The following is a 22500-nucleotide window of genomic DNA, read 5'->3' as shown; positions in this document are numbered from 1 at the left end:
GCTTCTCCAGCTTTTAAAAGCTGCTGCTTCGTAAATGGACAAAAATCCAGATCGTGTCTGAGGTCTCTTTCTTTCACAATTGCCTCAGGATCTACTACCCGATAGTCTGATATGTAGCCACTCTCTTCAATGAAAAATTGCTCATAGTAATCTTGGGCAGCAAACAAAACGTTCATAATATCATACTGAGCAAGAGGATGATCCTCCTCTGAGATTACAAACGATTTCAACTGATCTATCGTCAATGTTCCATAATAATAGAGAAGGCCCTGCGTTAACCGTATCCATTCCGTGTTTCGATTAAGAATGGGCGTTTCCTTTAAGAGGTCCCCTGCTTTAATGTATTCCACCAGTTCGGCTGGCATCATCACAACACGCTTGCCATCTACCGTTCCCGGAAATAAAATACCACGCTCAAGGAAATAAGTATACTGCTGCAATTCAAGCAGCGGCTTGTCCCAAATACCTTCGTTTTTCACTATTTTCTGAACAAGCTTCAATCTATTATGATCAAAGCAACGAGTTGCCATTTGTAGATTGTCTGGTATCAGCTCCGAAAGCTTCTCCACAAGCCCCTGCTTATTAAGCGAGCTTAGGTTGCTAATATCCAAATTCGTACGTATTCTAGTTAATTGCTGCTTCGATAATGTGCTTAGCGCATCCGCATAAGACAGTGGATAGGTAAGCGGCGGCCATAATTTTTCCAGTGCTTTATCTTGCTTTGTTGTCATAATAATCTCCTAACTCGTAGATGTATTTCATGCTCTTCTATGAATTATGAGTGGTACACTCAAAAGACATGCAGGTTCAAAGATAACAAAAATCGAAGATGGAATCAAACAAATCTGTTACTAATTTCATCACAAAATGTAAACTCAACCTATAAATTACGGATTCAAACCTAAATAAAAGCCTCACAGATCATCAAGCGATCTACGAGGCTTATTCAAAATCTATCATCATTTATCCATACCTTTTACACTTAACAGCGAATTAAGCTGCTCCAGCAAATTACCGCCGCCAGTGAGCGAGATAGTCCCGATTTTCTCGCAAATTTTCTCAAGAAACTCAAGCTCTTTCAGACGATAGAGTGTGCCGTTCTCATCCATTAGCTTAGCGGTATTTAGCAGGCTTCTAGTAGATGCTGTTTCTTCTCTTCGTGTAATGAGATTGGCTTGCGCCTTCTTCTCAGCAAGCAGCACCGTATTAAGGATATCCTTAATATCACCCGGCAAAATAATATCTTTGAGGCCCGCCGAAACGAACTCTACACCGTAATGCTCTTTCTGCTCGTTCAGACGTGTAAGTACAAAATTTGCGATTTCTTGCTTCATGCGCAGCAGATCATCCAGCTTTAGAGTACCGACATATTCGCGCAAAATAAGCTGCAGCAAAATATACACCTGCTCCTCGAACGACTTAATCTGAAATGCTTTTAGCGGGTCAACAACCTTGTATTGGCACACAAAGTTCAGCCGCAGCGTCACCTTGTCCTCCGTCATGATCTCTTGTCCAGTCATGTCCAGCTGAAGCTGGCGCAGGTCTACCGTCTTCACCTGCACGCTCGTTGGTCCTTTCCAGAAATAATATTTTCCCGGACGAAGCTCGCGCTGCAAAACGTTATTAAAAAATAACAACCCCGTTTCATAGCTTGCCACCTCGAACACTTGCATAAAGCTTTGCAGCTTCGACAGCAGTGATCTATCGATCTCAGATGTCAGTTCTGGATTCCGAATGTCTATACGGATAAATGAATGTTTCTTCATTACATTCCAGAAGCCATAAAGCCCTGATGTCAGCAATGAGGCAAATTTGCCATCTTCAAAATGCAGTACATACTCATAATCCTGCACATCAGCTATCGTCAGTTGATCGGCAAGCTGCTCATCGTGGAGAAATAGCTTCAACTCCATATTTGGAACAGCGAAACGCTTCGCAATATTTTGCAAAATAACGGTATCGTCAGAAAATGATGGATGGCGATATACGCCCGGCTGCAAAAGCTTTATGTAACTGCCTTTTTTGAAAAGCAGACCTCGTTCATCGTTCTTTATAATCACTTTTTTAAACATGATTTAGCACCTCTTTACACGGTTTGGTTGATCTTTGGAACAGGAGCGCTCCTGCGGCTAGACCGGAATCAGGCTTGAGAAGGGAGCAGAGCAGCTTTACAGCTTCGTTGTCGATAGTCGAGCACGGATGTACCTTCCATCTGTGCTCGTTCTATGTCTTACTCTGCTATAAGAGGCAGCTGGCTCCAATCGGTATCCACCGATTGCATAGGTTTTGCTGCAGTGATTGTGCCGAGGCATCGTCTGAGTGCTCCTGTAAAAGAATCGCATCTACAACATTAGTTCTCCTTTGGAGGGAGTCAGTATGCTCCGAAGAGCTTTTTCGCTGATTAGGCGATTGTCAATAGAGGGACTAGATCCACTCTATCCTGTGGGAGATTAAGACGATATGAGCGATACAGTATACAAGCGCATAGTATGCGCATGCACTGCGGGATTTTTAGAAATCCCAGCCAAGGTACGCCATTCGTACATGAACCTCATCTATTATTGAAGTTATCTTTAATAGCGATTTAATAAAAGCTAGGTGCCTTTTATAGCAGCCATCGGCTTGCATTTGGCTACCACGGCAGCTAAAGAAGCGCCAACAACGCTGTCGATGATCTGATCTACGTCTTTATATGCCTGTGGGCATTCATCGAGAATGGCCTGCAAGGAAGCGTGGTTGACGAGTATTTCATCATCCGTCCCAACCTTCAGCGATTGTTCAAACTGATCAGCCGTCACCATTTCTTTCGTTGCTTTTCGCGACCTCGCCCGCCCCGCTCCATGGCAAATAGAATAGAAGTTTTTGAGTCCCTCTTCCTTGCCTACCATAATATAAGAGGAAGTACCCATAGAGCCCGGGATGAGCGCGGGATGCCCCGTCTCCTTGTACACCGGCGTATTTAGAAAATGCCCCGGCGGAAGCGCACGCGTTGCCCCTTTGCGATGGACGAGCATCGGCTGGTTGCGGTGAAACTCCTTGAGCGCGTAGTTATGCATCAGATCATAGAGAACCGGCATTTCTGTACTTGCTCCGAACACTTCCTGAAAAGCTTCACGGACACCGAATGCAATCATATGACGGTTGCTCACGGCGAAGTTGAGTGCAGAATACATCAGGTTCAAGTAGGTCTGCCCTTCCTGACTCGCAATCGGGGCATAGATCAGATTAGGGTCTGGATTGCTAACTCCCCACTGATTCATCGCTTCCTTAATAACCTTATTGTGTTCGCGTCCAACCATTCCGCCCCATGATCTGGAGCCAGAGTGAATCATGACGACAACCTGACCGTCGAACAAGCCCCATTTTGCCGCCACTTTTGCGTTTTCCTCATTTATCTCCAAATACTGAATTTCAATGAAGTGATTGCCGCTGCCGAGCGATCCGAGCTGCCCACGCGCATATTTCATAATTTTCGGAGGCAGTTGATTTAAATAGGTATGGTCGAAGTCGAACTGGGATTGCTCCACATGCGTCAACCATTGCTCATTTGGCACATATTTCTCAGGCAGACCCTTCAAGCCATGCTGTACCACACTCATAACATCGATATCGTCGTAGTTGGAGTTCTTACGCTCGTTAGTCGGTACGTATTTCTCGATTGCGGTGATCAATGCTCTACGAATGTTTTTGTCAGCAAGCTCACGCTTATGAAGCGATGTTGTATGAACACGCATCCCACAGCCAATATCAGAGCCGACGATCGATGGAGATACACAGCCATTTTTCATATTCCAGACCGCGGTCGTCCCAATGCAGGTTCCAATGCCAACGTGGGCATCAGGGGTATAGCTCATATATTGATTTCGAGGAATTTGCAAATTGTTGTTTGCCATTTCATATACTTTGTCCCCAAAGGCTTGGAGCACATCTTCATTCGCAAATACGTGGAGTGAGCCATGCTCAAGCTCCATTTCATGATGATTGCCTCCATGTTTCTTATGCTGCTTTATCATCGTAATACCTCCCGTGCTTCAAGCTATACGATTCATAACTCGTTTGCTTGCTCGCTTCTTATGAGCTTTATATTGCCTGATTTTGGAGACCGTGAACATGGTGCAAGTATTACGATGGAGGAAAATTTTCCTTTTTGTTCAAATTCGCGATCTTCCTGTTAAGATAGAAAAGAAGAGCGCTTATGATCGGAGGAATACATAAATGGCAAAAGAAAGCTTTGATAAAGAGATCCAGTTTTTACGGATGCTCGTCCTTACGAGCGGTGCATATAATCGCCAGCAGTATGCGGACAGGCTGGGCATCTCCATCCATACCTTCGATAAAACGATCAAACGCCTCAAAGAGGTTGTGAATAGCGTTTACCAGCAGCTGCCGGAGGATAAAGGCAAAGAATTTGCCGAAACCATTCGTTACAGCTATCTTGATTCTTCGGAGCCGATGCTGCTGTTTCTATTTCGCGCCAAATCTCTAAAAGAATCAGAGAGTCAGCGCCTCTCCTTATTGCTCGCTGCTATGCACGAGAAATCATTCACTGCAATGGAGCTCCTCGATCTATGCTGCAGCAGCATGCCGGAAGAGCTCTCACTGCCTGACGAAAAAACGATACGAGGCGATTTGAAATATTTGGAGCAAGTAGGCGTCATCAAAAAAGAGTCTGGAACGCGCCCTTTTCGCTATCGGATATACAATGATTTAGTGAAACAGCTCTCACGCGATGAGCTGCTCGATCTATATGACTTTGTAGACGTTATGGCAAATACCCAAATCCCCTCCGTACAGGGTTATTTGCTGCGAGACGGTGTCAAGAAATACATGAATCGGAATCAGGTCGATTACGGCTCGGTTGAACCCTTCTTATATAAGTACCACTATTACTCTCGTATTTTGGACGAGGCTCATCTCTTTACTCTGCTTGCTGCAATACGTAATCGGCGCACGGTCAGCTTTCTCTATTTTTCGCCGAAAAAAGAAACCAGCTACACCTCCAAAAATACGAATCCATTATTCGAGCGCGATACCGAAGGACAGCAGGAAACGCTGCTCCCTCTAAAAGTTGTTTACGATCATCAATATGGCCGCTGGTACCTGCTTGGGCATCATGCCCGCTACGGCATTAAGAAATACCGTATGGAAGGCTTAACGCAAATATCGGAGGAGGAAGCGGCCCCGGAGGCACTGTTCGAATCCAAAAAAGATGAGCTGGAACAACGGATTAAACATAGCTGGCTAATTGATACAGGCAAACCTGTTCTGGTGCGGGTTCGCTTCTTTCATCCCGGACCTCATATCCCAAGCTTCGTGATGGAGCGTGTTTTGCTTCAAGGACAATGGGGCACTATTTTGGAAGAAAGTGAAGAATCCTTCATCTATGAAATCGAAGTGAACGGAACGATTGAAATCAAGCCTTGGATTAGGAGCTTTGGCTCAAGCTGTGAGGTGCTTGCTCCCATGAAGCTGAGGCAGGAACTGATTGAGGAATGGAAGGAGATAAAAAGCTACTATGAATCCTTTTGAGAAAATATTCAACTATCAGATTTTATCCAAGCTGGAAGGCTCAGGTACGCTCATCATGACTGCGCATGAGCGAAGCTGGCTGAAGACCATGCTTGAGCATCCCGCTGCTGCGGTTGCTTTGTCTCCAGAAACGCTTATTCAAATGAACACTATATTAGAAGAAGATCAATCCTTGGATACTGGCGGGCTCCTGCATAAGGCAGCTAGTAGAGAGAAGCAAGTCTATCATTCTTATATTCGCCCGCTTCGCCAAGCTATCACTAACAAAAACCTATTATATATAAGCTATAAAATTAAAGGAGGCCGCATCTGTACGGAGCAAAGGGGTCTTCCCTATAAGCTGGAATATTCGATGGTCAAACGGGAATGGTATCTTCTCTGGTACCATATCAATCATCGAATGCTGATGAGCACAAAGCTTGATAACGTGACGGGCAGCAGCGAGCAGGTTTGTCCAACAGAATATTACGAGCAGCTAATTGGTATCGTTCAAGGCTTAATGAAAAAACGCAGCATGAGTGCGAATATTCTTGTTGTTCCCGAATACAACGGCGAGCTCTCGCGCATTTTGTATGCTTTTTCTTGCTTCGAGAAAGAAGTCAGTTACGCTGCTGACTCCAACGAATATACGATTCAATTGCACTTTTCAAGCAAGGACAGCGAATATATTCTTTCCAAAACTCGCTTTCTCGGAAAGCGGGTTCGCATCATCGATGGCGAGCACCTGCGGCGCCGTATGCTTGAGTCTGCGACAAAATCCCTAGCACGATATGCACAATTTGACGAAAAATTTTATTTAGAATGATTATAAAATGATATTGATTTCCTCCTATAAAACGGTAACATAAGGTATGAGGCGTAATCATACAAAATCAATGAGGTGAATCTATTATGAGTACTGAGAAGAACAAGCTCACAACTAGCTTTGGCGCTCCCGTTGGAGACAACCAAAACTCGATGACAGCAGGCTCACGTGGTCCCACATTAATTCAGGATGTTCATCTGCTTGAAAAGCTGGCGCATTTCAATAGAGAACGTGTTCCAGAACGCGTTGTCCATGCCAAAGGCGCAGGCGCACATGGCTATTTTCAAGTTACACATGATGTCACGTCTTATACGAAAGCAAATTTTTTATCCGAAGTAGGAAAACGCACTCCTATGTTTATACGTTTTTCAACCGTAGCTGGCGAGCTCGGCTCTGCCGATACAGTGCGCGATCCACGCGGTTTCGCCGTTAAATTTTATACAGATGAAGGAAACTATGATCTAGTCGGCAATAATACACCCGTATTCTTTATTCGTGATGCGATCAAATTTCCAGATTTCATTCATACTCAGAAGCGTCATCCTCAAACCCATTTAAAAAACCCGAATGCGGTATGGGATTTCTGGTCCTTATCGCCTGAGTCTCTGCATCAGGTTACAATTCTTATGTCTGACCGCGGGATTCCTGCTACGTTTAGACATATGCATGGTTTTGGAAGCCACACCTTCAAATGGGTGAATGACCAAGGCCAAGCGGTATGGGTGAAATACCATTTCAAAACAGAGCAAGGTGTTCAAAACATCTCTAATGAGGTAGCTGCCAAAATTGCTGGCGAAAATCCTGATTATCATACCGAAGATTTATTTAATGCAATAGCAAGTGGAGATTTTCCAGCATGGAAGCTTTATGTACAAATCATGCCTGAAGAGGATGCGAATACATATCGCTTCGATCCGTTTGACGTAACGAAAGTCTGGTCTCAAAAGGATTATCCATTAATTGAGGTCGGTCGCATGGTGCTTGATCGCAACCCGGAAAATTATTTTGCAGAGGTGGAGCAAGCGACATTCTCACCTGGATCATTTGTTCCAGGTATTGAAGCTTCCCCGGATAAGATGCTCCAAGGACGTCTCTTTGCTTATTCCGACGCTCATCGTTACCGTGTTGGCGCCAATCATAATCAGCTGCCAATTAATCGCCCTGTCGCTCCGGTGAACAATCATCAGCGCGATGGCCAGATGCGTGCAGATGGCAACGGAGGAGCATCGATTTACTACGAGCCTAACAGCTACGGCGGACCAACGGAGTCGCCGGAAAACAAGCCAACTCCGTTCGAAGTGTCAGGAAATGCAGACAGCGCTCCTTTTGATCATCATGACCACTACACACAAGCTGGCGACCTTTATCGCCTTATTAGCGAAGAGGAACGTGCCCGCCTTATTGATACGATCGTCGGCGCTATGAAGCCCGTTGAGAAAGATGAGATCAAGCTTCGTCAGATTGGCCATTTCTTCAAAGCAGACCCTGATTTTGGCCAACGCATTGCTGAAGGGCTTGGCTTGTCCATCTCACAGCAATCATAATTTCTTATATATCGCATCATCCAGCCTTGCAGCTTTCGAATCCATTTCGAGAGCCGCAAGGCTTTTTTGTTTGAAGTTATGGTGGCTCGGGACGGAATCGAACCTTACATGTTCATTTATGTTCTTTTGATATACTCATCATATTGTCGATCTTCTTTCCATCGCGTATGAATTTCAAATACGCCATCCTCAAAAAAGAGCGGTATTCGCCTTCTAAATGAATCTTGCATAGGGATTGAATCGAGCGCATTGATATGTATCCATTCAGCTTTTCCTTCTTTGTGGTCAGCTAGAAGATCGCCTTCAAATTCTGAAGTGATGTAATTAAATATCATATATCTCTCAGGCTTAAACGGGTTGATATATTCCGCAAGTCCCTTATATTTTAAATTTCTAACGGTTAAACCCGTCTCTTCTTTCACTTCACGGATCGCCCCGTCCACAGGGCTTTCAAAAAACTCTACCCTGCCGCCAGGTGCAATATATCCACTGAAATCGTCATGTGTACGATTCATCAACAATACTTTTCTTCCATGCGTAATTAAACAAACCGTAAATATTTTATGCGGAATGATTTGATCCAATTAATCTTCCTCCGTAGGTGTAGATTAAGCCATGATTATAATCCGTTTCTATCTTTGAATAACAATGCTTTCATTGCAAAGCGAGGTAAAATTAATTGCCTCTTCCATCTAGAAGGCTGCTTTATTAATCGATAAAGCCATTCCAAATTTAACTTTTGCCATATTACAGGCGCTCGCTTTACGGTTCCAGCAATTGTATCCAAACTCCCGCCAACGCCTATAGCAACCCTAGCATTAAGACTATTTTTAAACGTATGAATCCAAAATTCAGCTTTAGGCGCACCTAAGGCAACGACTAAAACATCGGGACTCAAGCTTGCAATTTCATTCACAATTTTCGCGTCATCCTTAGGTTCAAAAAAACCATGATGCCTTCCGACAATAGACACGTTTGGGTATTTCATATTGATCACTTCTAAAGCCTTTTTACTCGTCATCTCACTTGCGCCCAGCAGATAGAACGACCATTTTTTCCTATTGCCCATCTCCAATAGATGGATCAGAAGATCGCATCCCGTAACACGTTCTGGCAGCGGATTCCCCTTAAACCGAGAGACCATGACGATGCCTGCACCATCAGCAGTAAGGTGTGCCGCGTCGTTAATAATGGAACGAAGCTCTAAATTTTGCTGACAAGACATACTGATTTCTGGATTCAACGTCACCACGTGGAAAAGCTCTGTTTTTTTCTCTGCAATAACTTCGTCAATCAAATCGACAGTTTCACCCATCGTTATTTTAGGGATGGGAATACCCATAATTAGCGAATGATTTTCCATTAGATCCACCTTGGTTTTTATCCACATTCTAGCATAGATGAGTAACTCAAACTATCTTGCTCTTTCATGCTATGATGAACTCGCTGCCCAACCAATAGAAAAAAGCTCTAAGGACAATTCCTTAGAGCTGCTTATCTTATTTATGAATATTATCAGGCGAATGGGTAAATCCAGAAACGCTCCGTTCCAAAGCGCTCTTGAATTTCCGCATCCTGAAGGGTTTTATTACCCATTAACTCGGCCGCTTGAAACTGGGAACGATGTGCTTGTATCGAAGCCATTTTTTGATGCAAAAATGGTTTAATATCATTTACGATTTGAGGTTTCCCAATTGCTTGTTGATGGTTTTTGGAAAAAGCTACGCAATATACAATTGGCCTCTCCGATTGCGGCAGCCTGCCGACTGTCCTAATGACTGACGCCCCGCATGCATCGTGGTCGGGATGAACGCTATAGCCTGGATAAAAAGTGTACACAATCGACGGATTCAGCTCCTGAATAAGAGCTTTTATTTGCCCATCCAGCTGCTCTTGATCTTCAAATTCGAGCATTTTATCATGAAAACCAAGCATTCTCAAATCTTGTATACCGATGGCTTGGCATGATTCCTCCAGTTCAAGCTTGCGTATAGCGGGTAAAGTGACCCGATTGGCGAACGGAGGTATTCCCATATTTCGGCCCATTTCCCCAAGTGTCAAGCAAGCATAGGTCACATGAGCTCCATCTTGGATATGCTTAGCCAGCGTTCCCGAAACGGAGAAAGCCTCATCATCCGGATGCGGCAGTATAACTAAAATATTGTTTTGTCCCACAGAATTTCTAATCTCCTCTCTCATCAGAAGGGTTCCTTGCTTAATTGCAGTGATACCACAAGTTTCCCTTGCCCATCATGGCCTGCCAGAATCAGCCGCTCCGGTTCGTTCTCATCCCAGTGGGTAAGCCCCTCTGAGTATACCCAGCCTTGCGACATTTTCAAGCCAACCCGATAAGGTCCGCTCCCTGCAATCGAACCGTGAGAATAACGAATCACCACATTCGTAAGGAAATTGGCTGCTGGATGCTTTGAGCTGTCCAGATGAGCAGCGTAAGCACCTGTAGTCATTTCAAGATGAATAAAAAGTTCCTGGTTTTTAAAGCTATCTATCCTCTGCTGCACCTTTTCTTGATTAATCAGCTGCAACTTTATCCCTCCCCATATTTCAGAAAAACTATATCAATAAATCGGATACTGAAACAATTTTATCATATTTGCACGAAAAGAAATAACGAGTGCCGAAGGCTTGCAACTTTAAACAAGCGACTAGTTGATTTCTCAAATTGAACAAGTCATATACTTACCCATTGTGAATATATATACCTATTATTCGCGTGGTTCTACCGAACTAGATTGTCGAAAATATATATGATATACTAACTTACAAATTTATAGAACATACATACTAGAATTTACCGTTCCTATTTTTTCGGAGGCGATCATTACAACAGTAACCCTGCTCATCTTGCCAATACCCCATTGCATCTTTTACAAGAATTTTACTGGAGGTTACCTATGAGAAACCTAACGATTAGCAAAAAACTGCTCGGAGGATTTATTTCTATTCTTATATTATTAACTATGATTTTGAGCATTAATTTAACTCAGCTCACATCGCTTAATCGTACATATACAGAATTAATTGAAGATCGAACACAAAAAATGCTGCATATTAAGAACATGGTCATAGCTGTAAAATCTGAGCAGGTTGCCATACGAGTTTACGCTATGCTTGGTGATCAAACGTCACTTAACGGGATAACTGCTGCTCATGAAAATTATATGAACATCAGTAAACAGCTGGCATCTACATTCTATACTCCTTCAATGATTGACTCGCTCAAGCAAGCCGATCTCATCGAAAATGAGTATTTTCAGCTCCTTGAAAAGGTTATCAGTCTCAAAAAGGAGAATCAAGAGAAGGAGTATACCACTCTTCTTGCGAACCAAGGACGCACCATAACAGCAAAGATTGAGAAGATTCTTACGGACATGGAAACCTATCAACAAGAGCAGCTGAACATAAGCTCAGCGAAAGCATCCAAACAAGTGGACGAAGTCATCAGCTTCATCATTACACTCGGGATCATCGCTCTTGTACTTGGCATATCCATCGCTTTGTTAATTGGCCGACTCATCACCAGACCCATTATTCAAGTCGTAAAAGCTGCGGAGAAGATTGCTTCAGGGGATCTTACAGGCAAAGCCATTATTATAAAAAATAAAGATGAGACGGGTATGCTTGCGAGTTCGTTTAACACGATGTCCGATAATCTTAGAGCTTTGATTAAACAAGTTGATTCCAATGCGGAGCAAGTAGCCGCATCCTCAGAAGAACTAAGCGCAAGCGCCGAACAAACATCGCTTGCAACGGAGCAAATCGCGGTCACTGTACAGGATGTTGCCTCTGGCGTTGAACAGCAAGTGAAGCTTGTGAACGAAAGCTATCAGACGATTAATGATATGTCGATTGGATTTCAGCAAATTGCTGAGAATACACATACTGTCTCTTCCAAAGCTTCCGAAGCGTCAGATAAGGCAATGCTTGGGAACGAATCGATTAAAACAGCCGTTGCGCAAATGGGATCAATTAATGATACGGTCAATGGGCTTGCCTCGGTTATTGCCGAGCTAAATGGACAATCAAATGAAATCAACCAGATTGTTGGTGTCATATCGGATCTCTCCACACAAACCAATCTACTCTCACTGAACGCCGCTATCGAGGCAGCAAGAGCTGGCGAGCATGGGCGCGGCTTTGAGGTCGTCGCAACGGAGGTGCGAAAGCTATCCGTACAATCGACACAATCAGCTAAGCAAATCGAGTCGCTCATCTCTACGATACAGATTGAAATGCATAATGCTGTTCAGTCTATGGAAGCTGTAACCAAGGAAGTATTGTCAGGTATTTCCCTTGTTACTACAGCAGGAGAATCATTTGAATATATACAAAATGCCGTTAATGATGTCGCTTATGAATCCGTGAAGGTTTCCTCGGCTGTGCAGCAGCTAACCGCTGGAGTTGACGAAATTACCGGTTCAATGAAAATGATTTCCGAGGTGACCCAGAGCTCTGCTGCAGGCACTGAGCAAGTTATCGCCTCCACGCAGGAGCAGCTATCCTCTATTGAGGAAATATCCTCTTCTTCTAACGCGCTTGCAAAAATGGCGGAGGATTTGCAGCATAACGTGAATCGCTTCAAAACGAGTTAAAAGAACGAATGTTTTACCTCCGGCTTTTTATGGTATACTGCTACAATATTAATATGCTGGAGGTTTGCCTTATGAAAATTTATGTTATTCAATCATTCAATGAGGATGGTTTGGAAAATGTGTATGTAGGCTCAGATGGGGAAAAAGCATTATCGCTAAAAGCAGCTGACTTTGACAACTGCGATGCCCTCTTCGTTGAAATCTGGGAGGACGGCGGCAAAACAGATGACTTCCGCCTTGTAGAATCGCCCGAAGAAGATGAGGCAGACGATACAAATAGTGAAGAGATTCAGTAGTTTCGATCACCAATAACAAGTAAATGTGCAACCTTTTGTCGAACACTGTCGTCTAGTGTTCGACTTTTATTTTTTAAGGAGAGACATACATGCTACATATGAAGAAATCGTTATCCAAAATGGCTGTACTCGCACTCACAGTATCGATGCTCGCTGCAGGCTGCAGCGATGCCGGGAAAGAACCGGCAAAAAATGCATCAGGCAATGAGACAGCGGTTACAGAACAGCCCACCGTACCTCCTGCAACAGAAGCTCCAACGGAAACCGAAGCTCCACCTGCTACGGATGAACCTGCTGGTGATCAGGCAACAACTGAACCTGCAGCAACTGAAAAACCAAGTGCTACTGACACAAGCAAGGAAAATGAAGCTGGCGTAAAACCTTCAGCGACTGCAAAACCGACCGAAAAACCATCAGGTGCAAAACCTGAACAGAAGCCGGCTGCAACTGCGAAGCCCACACAAAAACCGACGCAAAAACCAACAGTCAAACCAACACAAAAACCGAGTGCTACACAAAAACCTAGTGCGACGCCTAAACCTCCTGTAAAGCCTTCTACGGACATTAAGGTTTCGGATATCACGACTAAAATTACGACCGATCTTGAATTTCCGATGCTTGGTAATGTAGAAGCTGAGCGTTTGAAGGATGTTTTCGGAACGGATTTTGATGGTCTCGTGACTGAAGGCGTCTACTTGCAAGCGATGATGAACGTTAAAGCTACTGAGCTCGCTATCGTCAAGTTGAAATCCGATAAAAGCTACGATGCTGTAGCTAAAGCATTTGAAGCACGCGCAGCAGACATTCAAAAAACGTTTGAAACCTATTTGCAGGATCAATATGAGGATGCTAAAAACTACAAAATTGTTAGAAACGGAAACTACGTAATGCTGTCCATCTCGCATGATCAGGATGCAGTAGTGAAGATCTTCAACAGTTTCTTCAAATAATACTTTATTCACAAAAACCTGACCAATAGCGGTCAGGTTTTTTTATGGTTTTGAAACATTTTGCCTTTATTGATCGTGTTAGGTGTGAAGGAGTCGACGATCATGCCAAATGAGTATTCCGATGAATATTTAACCCAGCTTGTTCAGCGTTACGCGGATATGATAATGCGTATTGCTTTCACCTATCTTAAAAACAACGCAGACGCTCAGGATGTATGCCAAGAGGTATTTATAAAAGTTGTTAAGCTGCAAAAGACGTTCGAGCTGGCCGAGCATGAGAAGGCGTGGATTATTCGAGTTACGATTAACGCTTGCAAGGATATGCTGCGCAGTCCATGGAAAAGATTTTTTTCACCCATTCGCAATGCATCTATTTCGATCCAGCATTCAGACAACAGAGAAGTTGTTGCCCGCGTCTTAGAGCTGGATCAAAAATACCGGATCGTCATTTACCTCTATTATTTTGAAGATTACAGCACCGCAGAAATAGCCCATTTATTGAACAGAAACGAGAGCACAGTAAGAACACAGCTTAGGCGCGCTCGTGAAATGTTAAAAGGGAGCATGATTGGAGGATTCGCTAATGAATAGATACATAAGCGGAATGAAGGAAATTCAGGCTGGCGAAGTGCTGAAGAAGCAGATTATTTACCACGTACAGCAGCAGTCAGCGAGAAAACGCAAAACGGTATCCATAAAAAAAACAGCAACCCTATCGGCCGCTGCTTGTATGATTGTTTTTTTGGTTGTGCTTGGAGCATCCTTATTGCAGCATGAGAACAAGAAAACAGCATTTGGCGGATTCGTTATTACGGCCTATGCCGCAGATGGCACATCTATTGAGATGAAGCCTGACGTTCAATTTCCGCTAGGAAAATATAGTCCAATTATGAGCAGTGTACCCGGTTTTCCAATTCGCATCGTTGCAGAAGAAGCAGACATCATTGCCATTACCGTTACCGAAGGAAATCTTCTGCTTTGGTCCCCTTCAGATTCTAGGGTCATTCAAAAAGGAAAAAGCATGAAAACTACATCCGGTACCATTGTATACTGGAGTCCTCTTGAAGAGGGCGAAGAACATTCTCTTAGTCAATCAACTACGGTTTCAGTAACAGCCCTCGCGGGCAAAAAAGAGCTGGGTCGCCATGACATTGAAATAAACACGGATGACGGGCTAAATTATAGCGGAGTGGTCAAAATGCCCTAATCTTAGGATGCCATATTTCTTGTCTGCCGAGCCGAGAACGTTCTTGAGCTTGCACGCAGCAGCATTGTAACAGCTATGCATTCCAATAAGGTCATGAGCATCAGTGTGAAATCCTGCAAAACACTCATACTGTCAACACTCCAGCCTAGCAGAGAAAGATTGGTCTGCATGAATAAGATATGACCAAAAAACGTTACAATGCTGAACAAACTGATTATTTTATGATAAGTCTGAACGGCTGGAAGCTCTATTTTAATCATTCCATAAAAAAGAAGCAGTGTATTCGGCAACATACTGAATGCAAGCTTATAATCTGTTGTCCATTCACTAAATCGAAGCAGCAGCAGCGTCTCCACTACCGTTAATCCCAATGTAAAAATCAGAATAGGTTTTACTTTTATTTGCATAAGCGCAGTCTCATACTTTGCCAGCAATACACCCAAAGCCACGAACGTGAAGCCAAAGCCGATATATCTCGTCGCAAACAAATACAAATAATCGATGTAGGCAGGGTCGATCGCGGGAAAGCTCTCAGCTGTTATACCGAATAACGTTTTTAAGCTTCCTGAAACAAACTGCATGCCAACAAATCCAGTCAGCGTCAATATAAGAGCAAGGCGACTGTATTGCTTTTGGATAAGCCAATAAGCCGTTAATATACCAAACACAAGCGGCGGGATAAACCAAAATTGAACGAATGGTCCATTCAGGAAAAATGCGATAAACAGTACCTTCGCTTGGATAAAGAGATTTCCTGCCGACCAGCCGTCGCTAATCAGCTTTGGAACAATGCTCTCTGCAACAAACAGACAACAAAATAAGCAATAAACGATTCCGATACGCAGCAAATATTTTTGAATATACTGCCTTGGATTTGCTGCATGGCTCCAGCCTTTATAGGCAAGAAAACCTGCTACAACATAGAAGCATGGCACAACTATTCTTGTAGCAAGACCAGAAAACTGGACAATCGCTTGCCCCGGCATTAAAGCCATATAGCGTAAAAGCATAAGATGCGCTACAAGCACTAGTAAGGAGCCCGCCAGCTTGAATAACGTTATCCCTGGATAGTATTTACGCATTTCTTCTCAGCTCCCCTATCCCATTCAGAACCAACGATTTAATTTCAGCCACTGAAATTTTACCAGTTGGCGAGAGAGGGAATACAGGCAAAAATACATAATAACGAGGCAGCTTAAACGTCGATAAATATGGAGCCAAATCATTTTTCAGCACACTATCGCTTAGAGTCGCTCCCTGCTTCGCTACAATACAAGCGCAAACTTGCTCACCATAAAGCTCGTCCGGGACACCTATGACGAATGCATCCTCCACATCTTTATGTCGCAGCAGCACATTCTCAATTTCTACCGGAGAAATTTTTTCTCCGCCTCTAATAATCGTTCTGTGAAGCCTGCCTGTAATCGTTAAATGTTTCCGCTCATCCAGAAATCCTAAATCTCCGGATCGATACCACCCATCTGCCGTCATACTAGCCCTATCGTTAGTCTCGCTCGTGTAACGCATGACCCGATGACTTCGAATGGCAATCTCGCCATGCTCATGCGGCGGAAGCGTCTCTCCCGTCTCCGGATTTAATATTTTCACCTCTACAACCTTATCCACTCTTCCCCCAATGCTGTAGGACCCCTTTTCGAATTCCTTATATTGAATGAGTCCGTTTAAAAGATTTAAGTGTCTCAGCAGCTTATAAAGCAAATATAAAATAATATTTTGCCTCCGATTCACGAAACAAGTCCCATTAGCGACTGCACCAGCTTCAGAAGAGCCATAGCTTACCATAAAAAAGTAGAGGTTCAAGCCTTTCATTATTTTTTGCAATATCGTATTGTTAACTGCTGCTGAAGTAAATGCTACCCCTAGCAGTGATTTCAAATTGTACTCCTCTCTTTTTGGAGAAAGTACCATTTGCTGAATCATATATGGCGTACCTATAAGAACTTTACACTTTTCCTTCTCCACCGCTGACAGAGCATTTATGGGATTAAAGTGGCTGAGCATGACCATTCGAATATTGTATGTTTTTAAACTTGCAAATAATGTACCAAATCCTCCTAGATGATAAAGCGGCAATAAATTCAAAACTGAGAAATGACGAGTAAAGCGATCACTGATCTTCATAAGCATGGCAATGCTCTTCTTAGGTTTACCCGCATTTTCAACAGCCAATAAGAAGGAAGCCGTGGAACGCAATACCCCTTTGGGTAGGCCCAGCGTACCCGATGTATAAAGCAGAATAAGCGGATCACTTGAGACATTCATATCACAGGCGGTTAAAAACGACTGTTCATCTACAGCTGCACCGAGCAGTCGTAGATCTGAATAGGGCTGAAATAGCTCGTTTGCTTTCCCCTCTTCCTCCAGTACAAAAATATGCTTCGGGAACCAATGTTGATCTACTCCATCTTTATGTAAATCCACTATTATTTCCTGCATGATCGTTGGATAATGGACATGCTGTCCTTGAGCTCCCATAATGATGGCTGCAGGGCGAGAATCTTTCAAATAATGCTCAAGCTCTTGTTTCTTTGAGTATGTATTAAGCGGAACAATGATAGCGCCAACGCAGGCCGCTGCAAACATCGAAACAATCATTTCCGCCCTGCCAGGCATAATGATTACGATGGAGTCGCCTTTTTTGACCCCTAGTTGAATAAAGCTTTTCGCCAGCAAGCGCACCTCTTCCCAAATCATTAGCCATGTATAATGCTGATCAGCAGCTGGGTAACTGTATGCCACATCATGAGGATAATCTGCTGCTCTTTTTTGCAACATATACGGAATGGTGTCCCCGCTCAAGCTACTTTTGTTTATCATTGCCTTTACCCCCGTGTCTATAAAATAAACCTATTATTGTGCCGTGTCATACTGTGAACATTTATAATATAACACCGAGTAGGTTCTTAATAAAGAACAATTTTATAAAAAAAGCGTCGAAAGGGCTTTTATAACAGCTCTTTCGACGCATTATTTGTTATTTGGCAGAAACTGGGGATGGTACTGGCTTTGTTATTGTTTTCTCTTTTACCACGTTGCCCTTGATGTCATCCTTACGCTTCGCCTTGCCCACGAATAAGCTAAGCGGCAATGCGACGACTGCTACCAACGTAGCAACAACATATACATCGTTAATGCTCATCGTGAAGGACATCATCTCAATGTGCAGCTTATCAACATCGCCAGCCTTCATGAAGTCGGTAGCATGTGTAATTGATCTTGATGCAAGCATCGTTGTAAAGATAGCAATCGCGAACGAGCCAAACACGTTACGCGTCCAGTTCGTTATCGCAGAAGCATGCCCCGACAGCTCCGCTGGAATTTGCTCCATTGCGGCGTTGCTTGATGGCATTACGACAAGTGCGATCCCAATGTTACGAACAATCATCCACCAGATGATGTAGGCATGCGAGACATCTAGGCTTAGCCAGCTTAACGCCAACGTACCGATCGTCAACAGCACAATGCCGCTAGACATCAGCCAGCGCGGCCCAATGATGCCGTACAGCTTGCCGACAACGGGCATAAGCAAAGCCATTGCCAGGGAAGCCGGCAATAAAATCATGCCCGTATCCATCGCGGATACATGCTGTATTCTTTGAAGAAATACGGGTGTGAGCAATGTTCCGGAGTACAAGCTGATTGTTATAATATTAGCGATAATGGCATTAAGCGTAAAACGACCATTTTTGAATACGCGTAGATTAAGCAGTGGCGTTTCAGCCCGCAGCTCTCGCCATATAAATAGTATCAGTGAAATGCCGCCGATTACGAACAATGAAACAATTTTCCATGAGCCCCAGCCCCAGTTATGGCCTTGCCCAAGTGCAAGCAGCAAGGATGAGCTGCTCATGATAACCGTTAGGAATCCTAGCAAGTCGAAGCTCTTCGGAACGTTCATCCGATAATAAGGAATGTATGCATATACGCAGCCGATTGCGATTAGACCGATCGGCACGTTCATCAGAAACAGCCAGTGCCAATTCATGTTTTCCAATATCCAGCCGCTGATTGTAGGTCCAAATGCAGGAGCCAGCATTGCAGATAGCCCCCAAAATGCGATTGCCATCGCCTGTCTATCTTTTGGAATGATTTGATAAATGATCGACATGGTTGCCGGTATAATTAAACCACTGAATGCCCCTTGCAGTACACGGAACAAAATGAGTGAGCCTTCGCTCCAAGCCGATGCACACAATATTGACGTTAAGGTAAACCCAATTAACGAGAATAAGTATAGTCGTCTATAGCTGAATCTCTCCCCTAAATAACCTGCAATTGGAGCTGTAGTTCCCATTGCGAGCATAAAGCCAGTTAACGTCCACTGGACGGAGCCCAGAGTCGTATCAAAATGATCCTTCAAAATCTCGAGCGCCAAATTTATCGTAGCCGAAGCCAATACGCATAAAAAGGACCCGATAAAAATAGCAGTCATTACTGGCCAAAAACGTACTTTCATGCCTTCTGCTTGGTTCATCTGTTTGTTCCACTCCTTATATATTTACTTTAGAACTTAACTATTATAGTTTAGCGCTAAAGTAATTTCAATGAAAATTATTATATTGTAAAATTTTTCTTTTTACTCCTGTTGTAGGACTCGTTTCATACCGTCTACATTCGGCTGTGGGAGCAAGGGTAGCGCTTTTGAACAATAGGCCCAGCTTACCTGTTTCTAGAGCGTCCATACTCGGCTCTGGACGTTGTAATACAGCACTAGGCATCTGTGAATCTTCAATCCTATAACTGTTCTTCTGAGATACGCCCCTTCTATGCAAAATAGGACTGCCTACTATCCATTTTTCAGGATTGAGGGCAGCCCTTTTGTATTCGTTCATATGAAATTAAAGTATCTCCAGTGCAAAGCTATCCTGAAAACAAAAAAACATTGTTCTCAAGGAACAATGGTCTGTTAAAAAAGTAATGGTGGAGGATGACGGGATCGAACCGCCGACCCTCTGCTTGTAAGGCAGATGCTCTCCCAGCTGAGCTAATCCTCCATGGAAACACTAAAACCCACTGCGAGTGGGAGTCTTGCTTCATTGTGCGTTTTGCACATTGAAAACTGGATACGAAAGATTAGGCTTGCTGAAGCCTTTATGCTGCTGTCTACTGGATGTATGGGTCACAGTAAACGTGTTTAGGATAAGCCCTCGACCGATTAGTATTCGTCAGCTACACACATTGCTGTGCTTCCACCCCGAACCTATCAACCTCGTCGTCTTCAAGGGGTCTTACATACTGGGAAATCTCATCTTGAGGGGGGCTTCACGCTTAGATGCTTTCAGCGCTTATCCCGTCCGTACTTGGCTACCCAGCGGTGCTCCTGGCGGAACAACTGGTACACCAGCGGTACGTCCATCCCGGTCCTCTCGTACTAAGGACAGCTCCTCTCAAATTTCCTGCGCCCGCGACAGATAGGGACCGAACTGTCTCACGACGTTCTGAACCCAGCTCGCGTACCGCTTTAATGGGCGAACAGCCCAACCCTTGGGACCTACTTCAGCCCCAGGATGCGATGAGCCGACATCGAGGTGCCAAACCTCCCCGTCGATGTGGACTCTTGGGGGAGATAAGCCTGTTATCCCCAGGGTAGCTTTTATCCGTTGAGCGATGGCCCTTCCATTCGGTACCACCGGATCACTAAGCCCTACTTTCGTACCTGCTCGACTTGTAGGTCTCGCAGTCAAGCTCCCTTATGCCTTTGCACTCTTCGAATGATTTCCAACCATTCTGAGGGAACCTTTGGGCGCCTCCGTTACATTTTAGGAGGCGACCGCCCCAGTCAAACTGTCCACCTGACACGGTCCCCGAACCGGTTTCACGGTTCTAGGTTAGAACTCCGATACGATCAGGGTGGTATCCCAACGTTGCCTCCACACAAGCTGGCGCTCATGCTTCAAAGGCTCCCACCTATCCTGTACAGATCGTACCAAAGTTCAATATCAAGTTACAGTAAAGCTCCATGGGGTCTTTCCGTCTTGTCGCGGGTAACCTGCATCTTCACAGGTATTAAAATTTCACCGGATCTCTCGTTGAGACAGCGCCCAAGTCGTTACGCCATTCGTGCGGGTCAGAATTTACCTGACAAGGAATTTCGCTACCTTAGGACCGTTATAGTTACGGCCGCCGTTTACTGGGGCTTCGGTTCACAGCTTCGGGTTACCCCTAACCGCTCCCCTTAACCTTCCAGCACCGGGCAGGCGTCAGCCCGTATACTTCGCCTTACGGCTTCGCACAGACCTGTGTTTTTGCTAAACAGTCGCTTGGGCCTTTTCACTGCGGCCCCCTCGGGCTATTCACCCTACCGAGGCACCCCTTCTCCCGAAGTTACGGGGTCATTTTGCCGAGTTCCTTAACGAGAGTTCTTCCGCGCGCCTTAGCATGCTCTGCTCGCCTACCTGTGTCGGTTTGCGGTACGGGCACCTAGATCTCACTAGAGGCTTTTCTTGACAGCCGGAGTACATGACCTTCGCTACTGCAATTTTCGCTCCCCATCACAGCCCAGCCTTCATGATCGACGGATTTGCCTATCGATCAGCCTCACTGCTTGGACGGACTATTCCATCAGTCCGCGTCACTGCCCTTCTGTGTCACCCCATTGCTCAAACAATATTCGGTGGTACAGGAATTTCAACCTGTTGTCCATCCACTACGCCTTTCGGCCTCGCGTTAGGTCCCGACTTACCCTGAGAGGACGAGCCTTCCTCAGGAACCCTTAGGCTTTCGGCGGACAAGATTCTCACTTGTCTTTTCGTTACTCATACCGGCATTCTCACTTGAATACAGTCCACCAGTCCTCACGGTCCAACTTCAATCCGTATTCAACGCTCCCCTACCCAAGTACCTAATGGTACATGTCATAGCTTCGGTGGTGTGTTTAGCCCCGTTACATTTTCGGCGCAGAGTCACTCGACCAGTGAGCTATTACGCACTCTTTAAATGATGGCTGCTTCTAAGCCAACATCCTGGTTGTCTTTGCAACTCCACATCCTTTCCCACTTAACACACACTTGGGGACCTTAGCTGATGATCTGGGCTGTTTCCCTCTTGACAATGGATCTTAGCACTCACTGTCTGACTCCCGAGTAGCACGTCTATGGCATTCGGAGTTTGACTGGACTTGGTAACCCTTGGCGGGCCCCGCACCCAATCAGTGCTCTACCTCCACGACGCTCATTCCTCGAGGCTAGCCCTAAAGCTATTTCGGGGAGAACCAGCTATCTCCGAGTTCGATTGGAATTTCTCCGCTACCCCCACCTCATCCCCGCATTTTTCAACATGCGTGGGTTCGGGCCTCCAGTGCGTGTTACCGCACCTTCACCCTGGACAGGGGTAGATCACACGGTTTCGGGTCTACGACCACGTACTTATTCGCCCTATTCAGACTCGCTTTCGCTACGGCTCCGTCTTCCCGACTTAACCTTGCACGTGATCGTAACTCGCCGGTTCATTCTACAAAAGGCACGCCATCACCCATTTAACGGGCTCTGACTTTTTGTAAGCGCACGGTTTCAGGTTCTTTTTCACTCCGCTTCCGCGGT

At 44.7% G+C, this 22500-nt stretch carries 19 protein-coding genes, 1 tRNA gene and 1 rRNA gene (2 of these 21 cut by a window edge); 8 read left to right on the top strand and 13 right to left on the bottom strand.

The annotated features are described in order from the left end of the window. The 4 genes from AC0VYE_RS05345 to AC0VYE_RS05330 all read right to left on the bottom strand — a co-directional run. Positions 1-731: the 5' portion of a YecA family protein gene (locus AC0VYE_RS05345; RefSeq protein WP_475446534.1), read on the bottom strand. It extends 427 nt beyond the left edge of the window; 731 of the gene's 1158 nt are visible here — the first part of the coding sequence; its start codon is at positions 729-731; its stop codon lies beyond the left edge, outside the window. Positions 732-959: 228 nt separating this feature from the next. Continuing rightward, positions 960-2072: a slipin family protein gene (locus AC0VYE_RS05340; RefSeq protein WP_475446532.1), complete on the bottom strand. Its 1113-nt coding sequence runs from the start codon at positions 2070-2072 to the stop codon at positions 960-962. 96 nt (positions 2073-2168) lie between these two features. Continuing rightward, positions 2169-2312 carry a hypothetical protein gene (locus AC0VYE_RS05335; RefSeq protein WP_475446530.1) on the bottom strand — a complete coding sequence of 48 codons (144 nt, stop codon included), beginning with the start codon at positions 2310-2312 and terminating at the stop codon, positions 2169-2171. 282 nt (positions 2313-2594) lie between these two features. After that, positions 2595-4013 (bottom strand): RtcB family protein, encoded by a 1419-nt coding sequence (locus tag AC0VYE_RS05330; RefSeq protein ID WP_475446528.1) that lies wholly within the window; start codon positions 4011-4013, stop codon positions 2595-2597. 202 nt (positions 4014-4215) lie between these two features. Here AC0VYE_RS05330 and AC0VYE_RS05325 point away from each other — a divergent pair, with 202 nt between their 5' ends. From AC0VYE_RS05325 to katA, 3 genes are all read left to right on the top strand, one after another. Next, a complete protein-coding gene (locus AC0VYE_RS05325) occupies positions 4216-5529 on the top strand; it encodes a helix-turn-helix transcriptional regulator (protein ID WP_475446526.1) in 1314 nt (437 codons plus the stop codon). Continuing rightward, positions 5516-6334, top strand: coding sequence for a WYL domain-containing protein (locus AC0VYE_RS05320; protein ID WP_475446524.1), 819 nt, complete (start codon positions 5516-5518; stop codon positions 6332-6334). Before AC0VYE_RS05325 ends, AC0VYE_RS05320 begins: the two co-directional genes overlap by 14 nt. A gap of 86 nt (positions 6335-6420) precedes the next feature. Continuing rightward, the gene (katA, locus tag AC0VYE_RS05315) at positions 6421-7878 is read left to right on the top strand and encodes a catalase KatA (RefSeq protein ID WP_076271792.1); all 1458 of its coding nucleotides are present in this window, start codon (positions 6421-6423) and stop codon (positions 7876-7878) included. 116 nt (positions 7879-7994) lie between these two features. On the opposite strand, the gene AC0VYE_RS05310 is transcribed toward katA, so the two are convergent. The 4 genes from AC0VYE_RS05310 to AC0VYE_RS05295 form a co-directional block, all read right to left on the bottom strand. Further along, positions 7995-8462: an 8-oxo-dGTP diphosphatase gene (locus tag AC0VYE_RS05310; protein ID WP_076271791.1), complete on the bottom strand. Its 468-nt coding sequence runs from the start codon at positions 8460-8462 to the stop codon at positions 7995-7997. A gap of 35 nt (positions 8463-8497) precedes the next feature. Further along, positions 8498-9241: a WecB/TagA/CpsF family glycosyltransferase gene (locus AC0VYE_RS05305; RefSeq protein ID WP_475446522.1), complete on the bottom strand. Its 744-nt coding sequence runs from the start codon at positions 9239-9241 to the stop codon at positions 8498-8500. 152 nt (positions 9242-9393) lie between these two features. Further along, complete coding sequence (gene bshB2 / locus AC0VYE_RS05300; protein ID WP_441962010.1) at positions 9394-10077, bottom strand: bacillithiol biosynthesis deacetylase BshB2; 684 nt, start codon at positions 10075-10077, stop codon at positions 9394-9396. After that, positions 10077-10421, bottom strand: a complete 345-nt coding sequence (locus AC0VYE_RS05295; protein ID WP_076271788.1) for a YojF family protein — start codon at positions 10419-10421, stop codon at positions 10077-10079. The genes bshB2 and AC0VYE_RS05295 overlap by 1 nt, the downstream gene beginning before the upstream one ends. A gap of 369 nt (positions 10422-10790) precedes the next feature. Here AC0VYE_RS05295 and AC0VYE_RS05290 point away from each other — a divergent pair, with 369 nt between their 5' ends. From AC0VYE_RS05290 to AC0VYE_RS05270, 5 genes are all read left to right on the top strand, one after another. After that, the gene (locus tag AC0VYE_RS05290) at positions 10791-12488 is read left to right on the top strand and encodes a methyl-accepting chemotaxis protein (protein ID WP_475446520.1); all 1698 of its coding nucleotides are present in this window, start codon (positions 10791-10793) and stop codon (positions 12486-12488) included. 71 nt (positions 12489-12559) lie between these two features. Next, positions 12560-12784, top strand: a complete 225-nt coding sequence (locus AC0VYE_RS05285; RefSeq protein WP_475446518.1) for a hypothetical protein — start codon at positions 12560-12562, stop codon at positions 12782-12784. A gap of 89 nt (positions 12785-12873) precedes the next feature. Then, entirely contained in the window at positions 12874-13734 is an 861-nt protein-coding gene (locus AC0VYE_RS05280) for a DUF4358 domain-containing protein (RefSeq protein ID WP_076271785.1), read from the top strand. A 102-nt stretch (positions 13735-13836) separates the two neighbouring features. After that, a complete protein-coding gene (locus AC0VYE_RS05275; RefSeq protein WP_475446515.1) occupies positions 13837-14325 on the top strand; it encodes a sigma-70 family RNA polymerase sigma factor in 489 nt (162 codons plus the stop codon). After that, complete coding sequence (locus AC0VYE_RS05270) at positions 14318-14941, top strand: hypothetical protein (protein ID WP_475446513.1); 624 nt, start codon at positions 14318-14320, stop codon at positions 14939-14941. Before AC0VYE_RS05275 ends, AC0VYE_RS05270 begins: the two co-directional genes overlap by 8 nt. Positions 14942-14943: 2 nt before the next feature. Here the strand turns inward: AC0VYE_RS05270 and AC0VYE_RS05265 are convergent, their stop codons facing one another. From AC0VYE_RS05265 to AC0VYE_RS05245, 5 genes are all read right to left on the bottom strand, one after another. Further along, entirely contained in the window at positions 14944-16023 is a 1080-nt protein-coding gene (locus AC0VYE_RS05265) for an acyltransferase family protein (protein WP_475446511.1), read from the bottom strand. After that, a complete protein-coding gene (locus AC0VYE_RS05260) occupies positions 16016-17779 on the bottom strand; it encodes a class I adenylate-forming enzyme family protein (protein WP_475446509.1) in 1764 nt (587 codons plus the stop codon). The genes AC0VYE_RS05265 and AC0VYE_RS05260 overlap by 8 nt, the downstream gene beginning before the upstream one ends. Before the next feature lie 157 nt (positions 17780-17936). Next, on the bottom strand, positions 17937-19436 hold the full coding sequence (locus tag AC0VYE_RS05255; protein WP_475446507.1) for a DHA2 family efflux MFS transporter permease subunit: 1500 nt from the start codon (positions 19434-19436) through the stop codon (positions 17937-17939). A 444-nt stretch (positions 19437-19880) separates the two neighbouring features. After that, a tRNA-Val gene (locus tag AC0VYE_RS05250) sits at positions 19881-19956 on the bottom strand. A gap of 141 nt (positions 19957-20097) precedes the next feature. Then, positions 20098-22500 (bottom strand): 23S ribosomal RNA (locus AC0VYE_RS05245); it runs 530 nt beyond the window's last position.

Source organism: Pristimantibacillus sp. Z349TD_6 (genome assembly GCF_056173205.1).
Note: the sequence above shows the minus strand (reverse complement) of the source record. Positions and strands in the feature narration are given on the sequence as shown.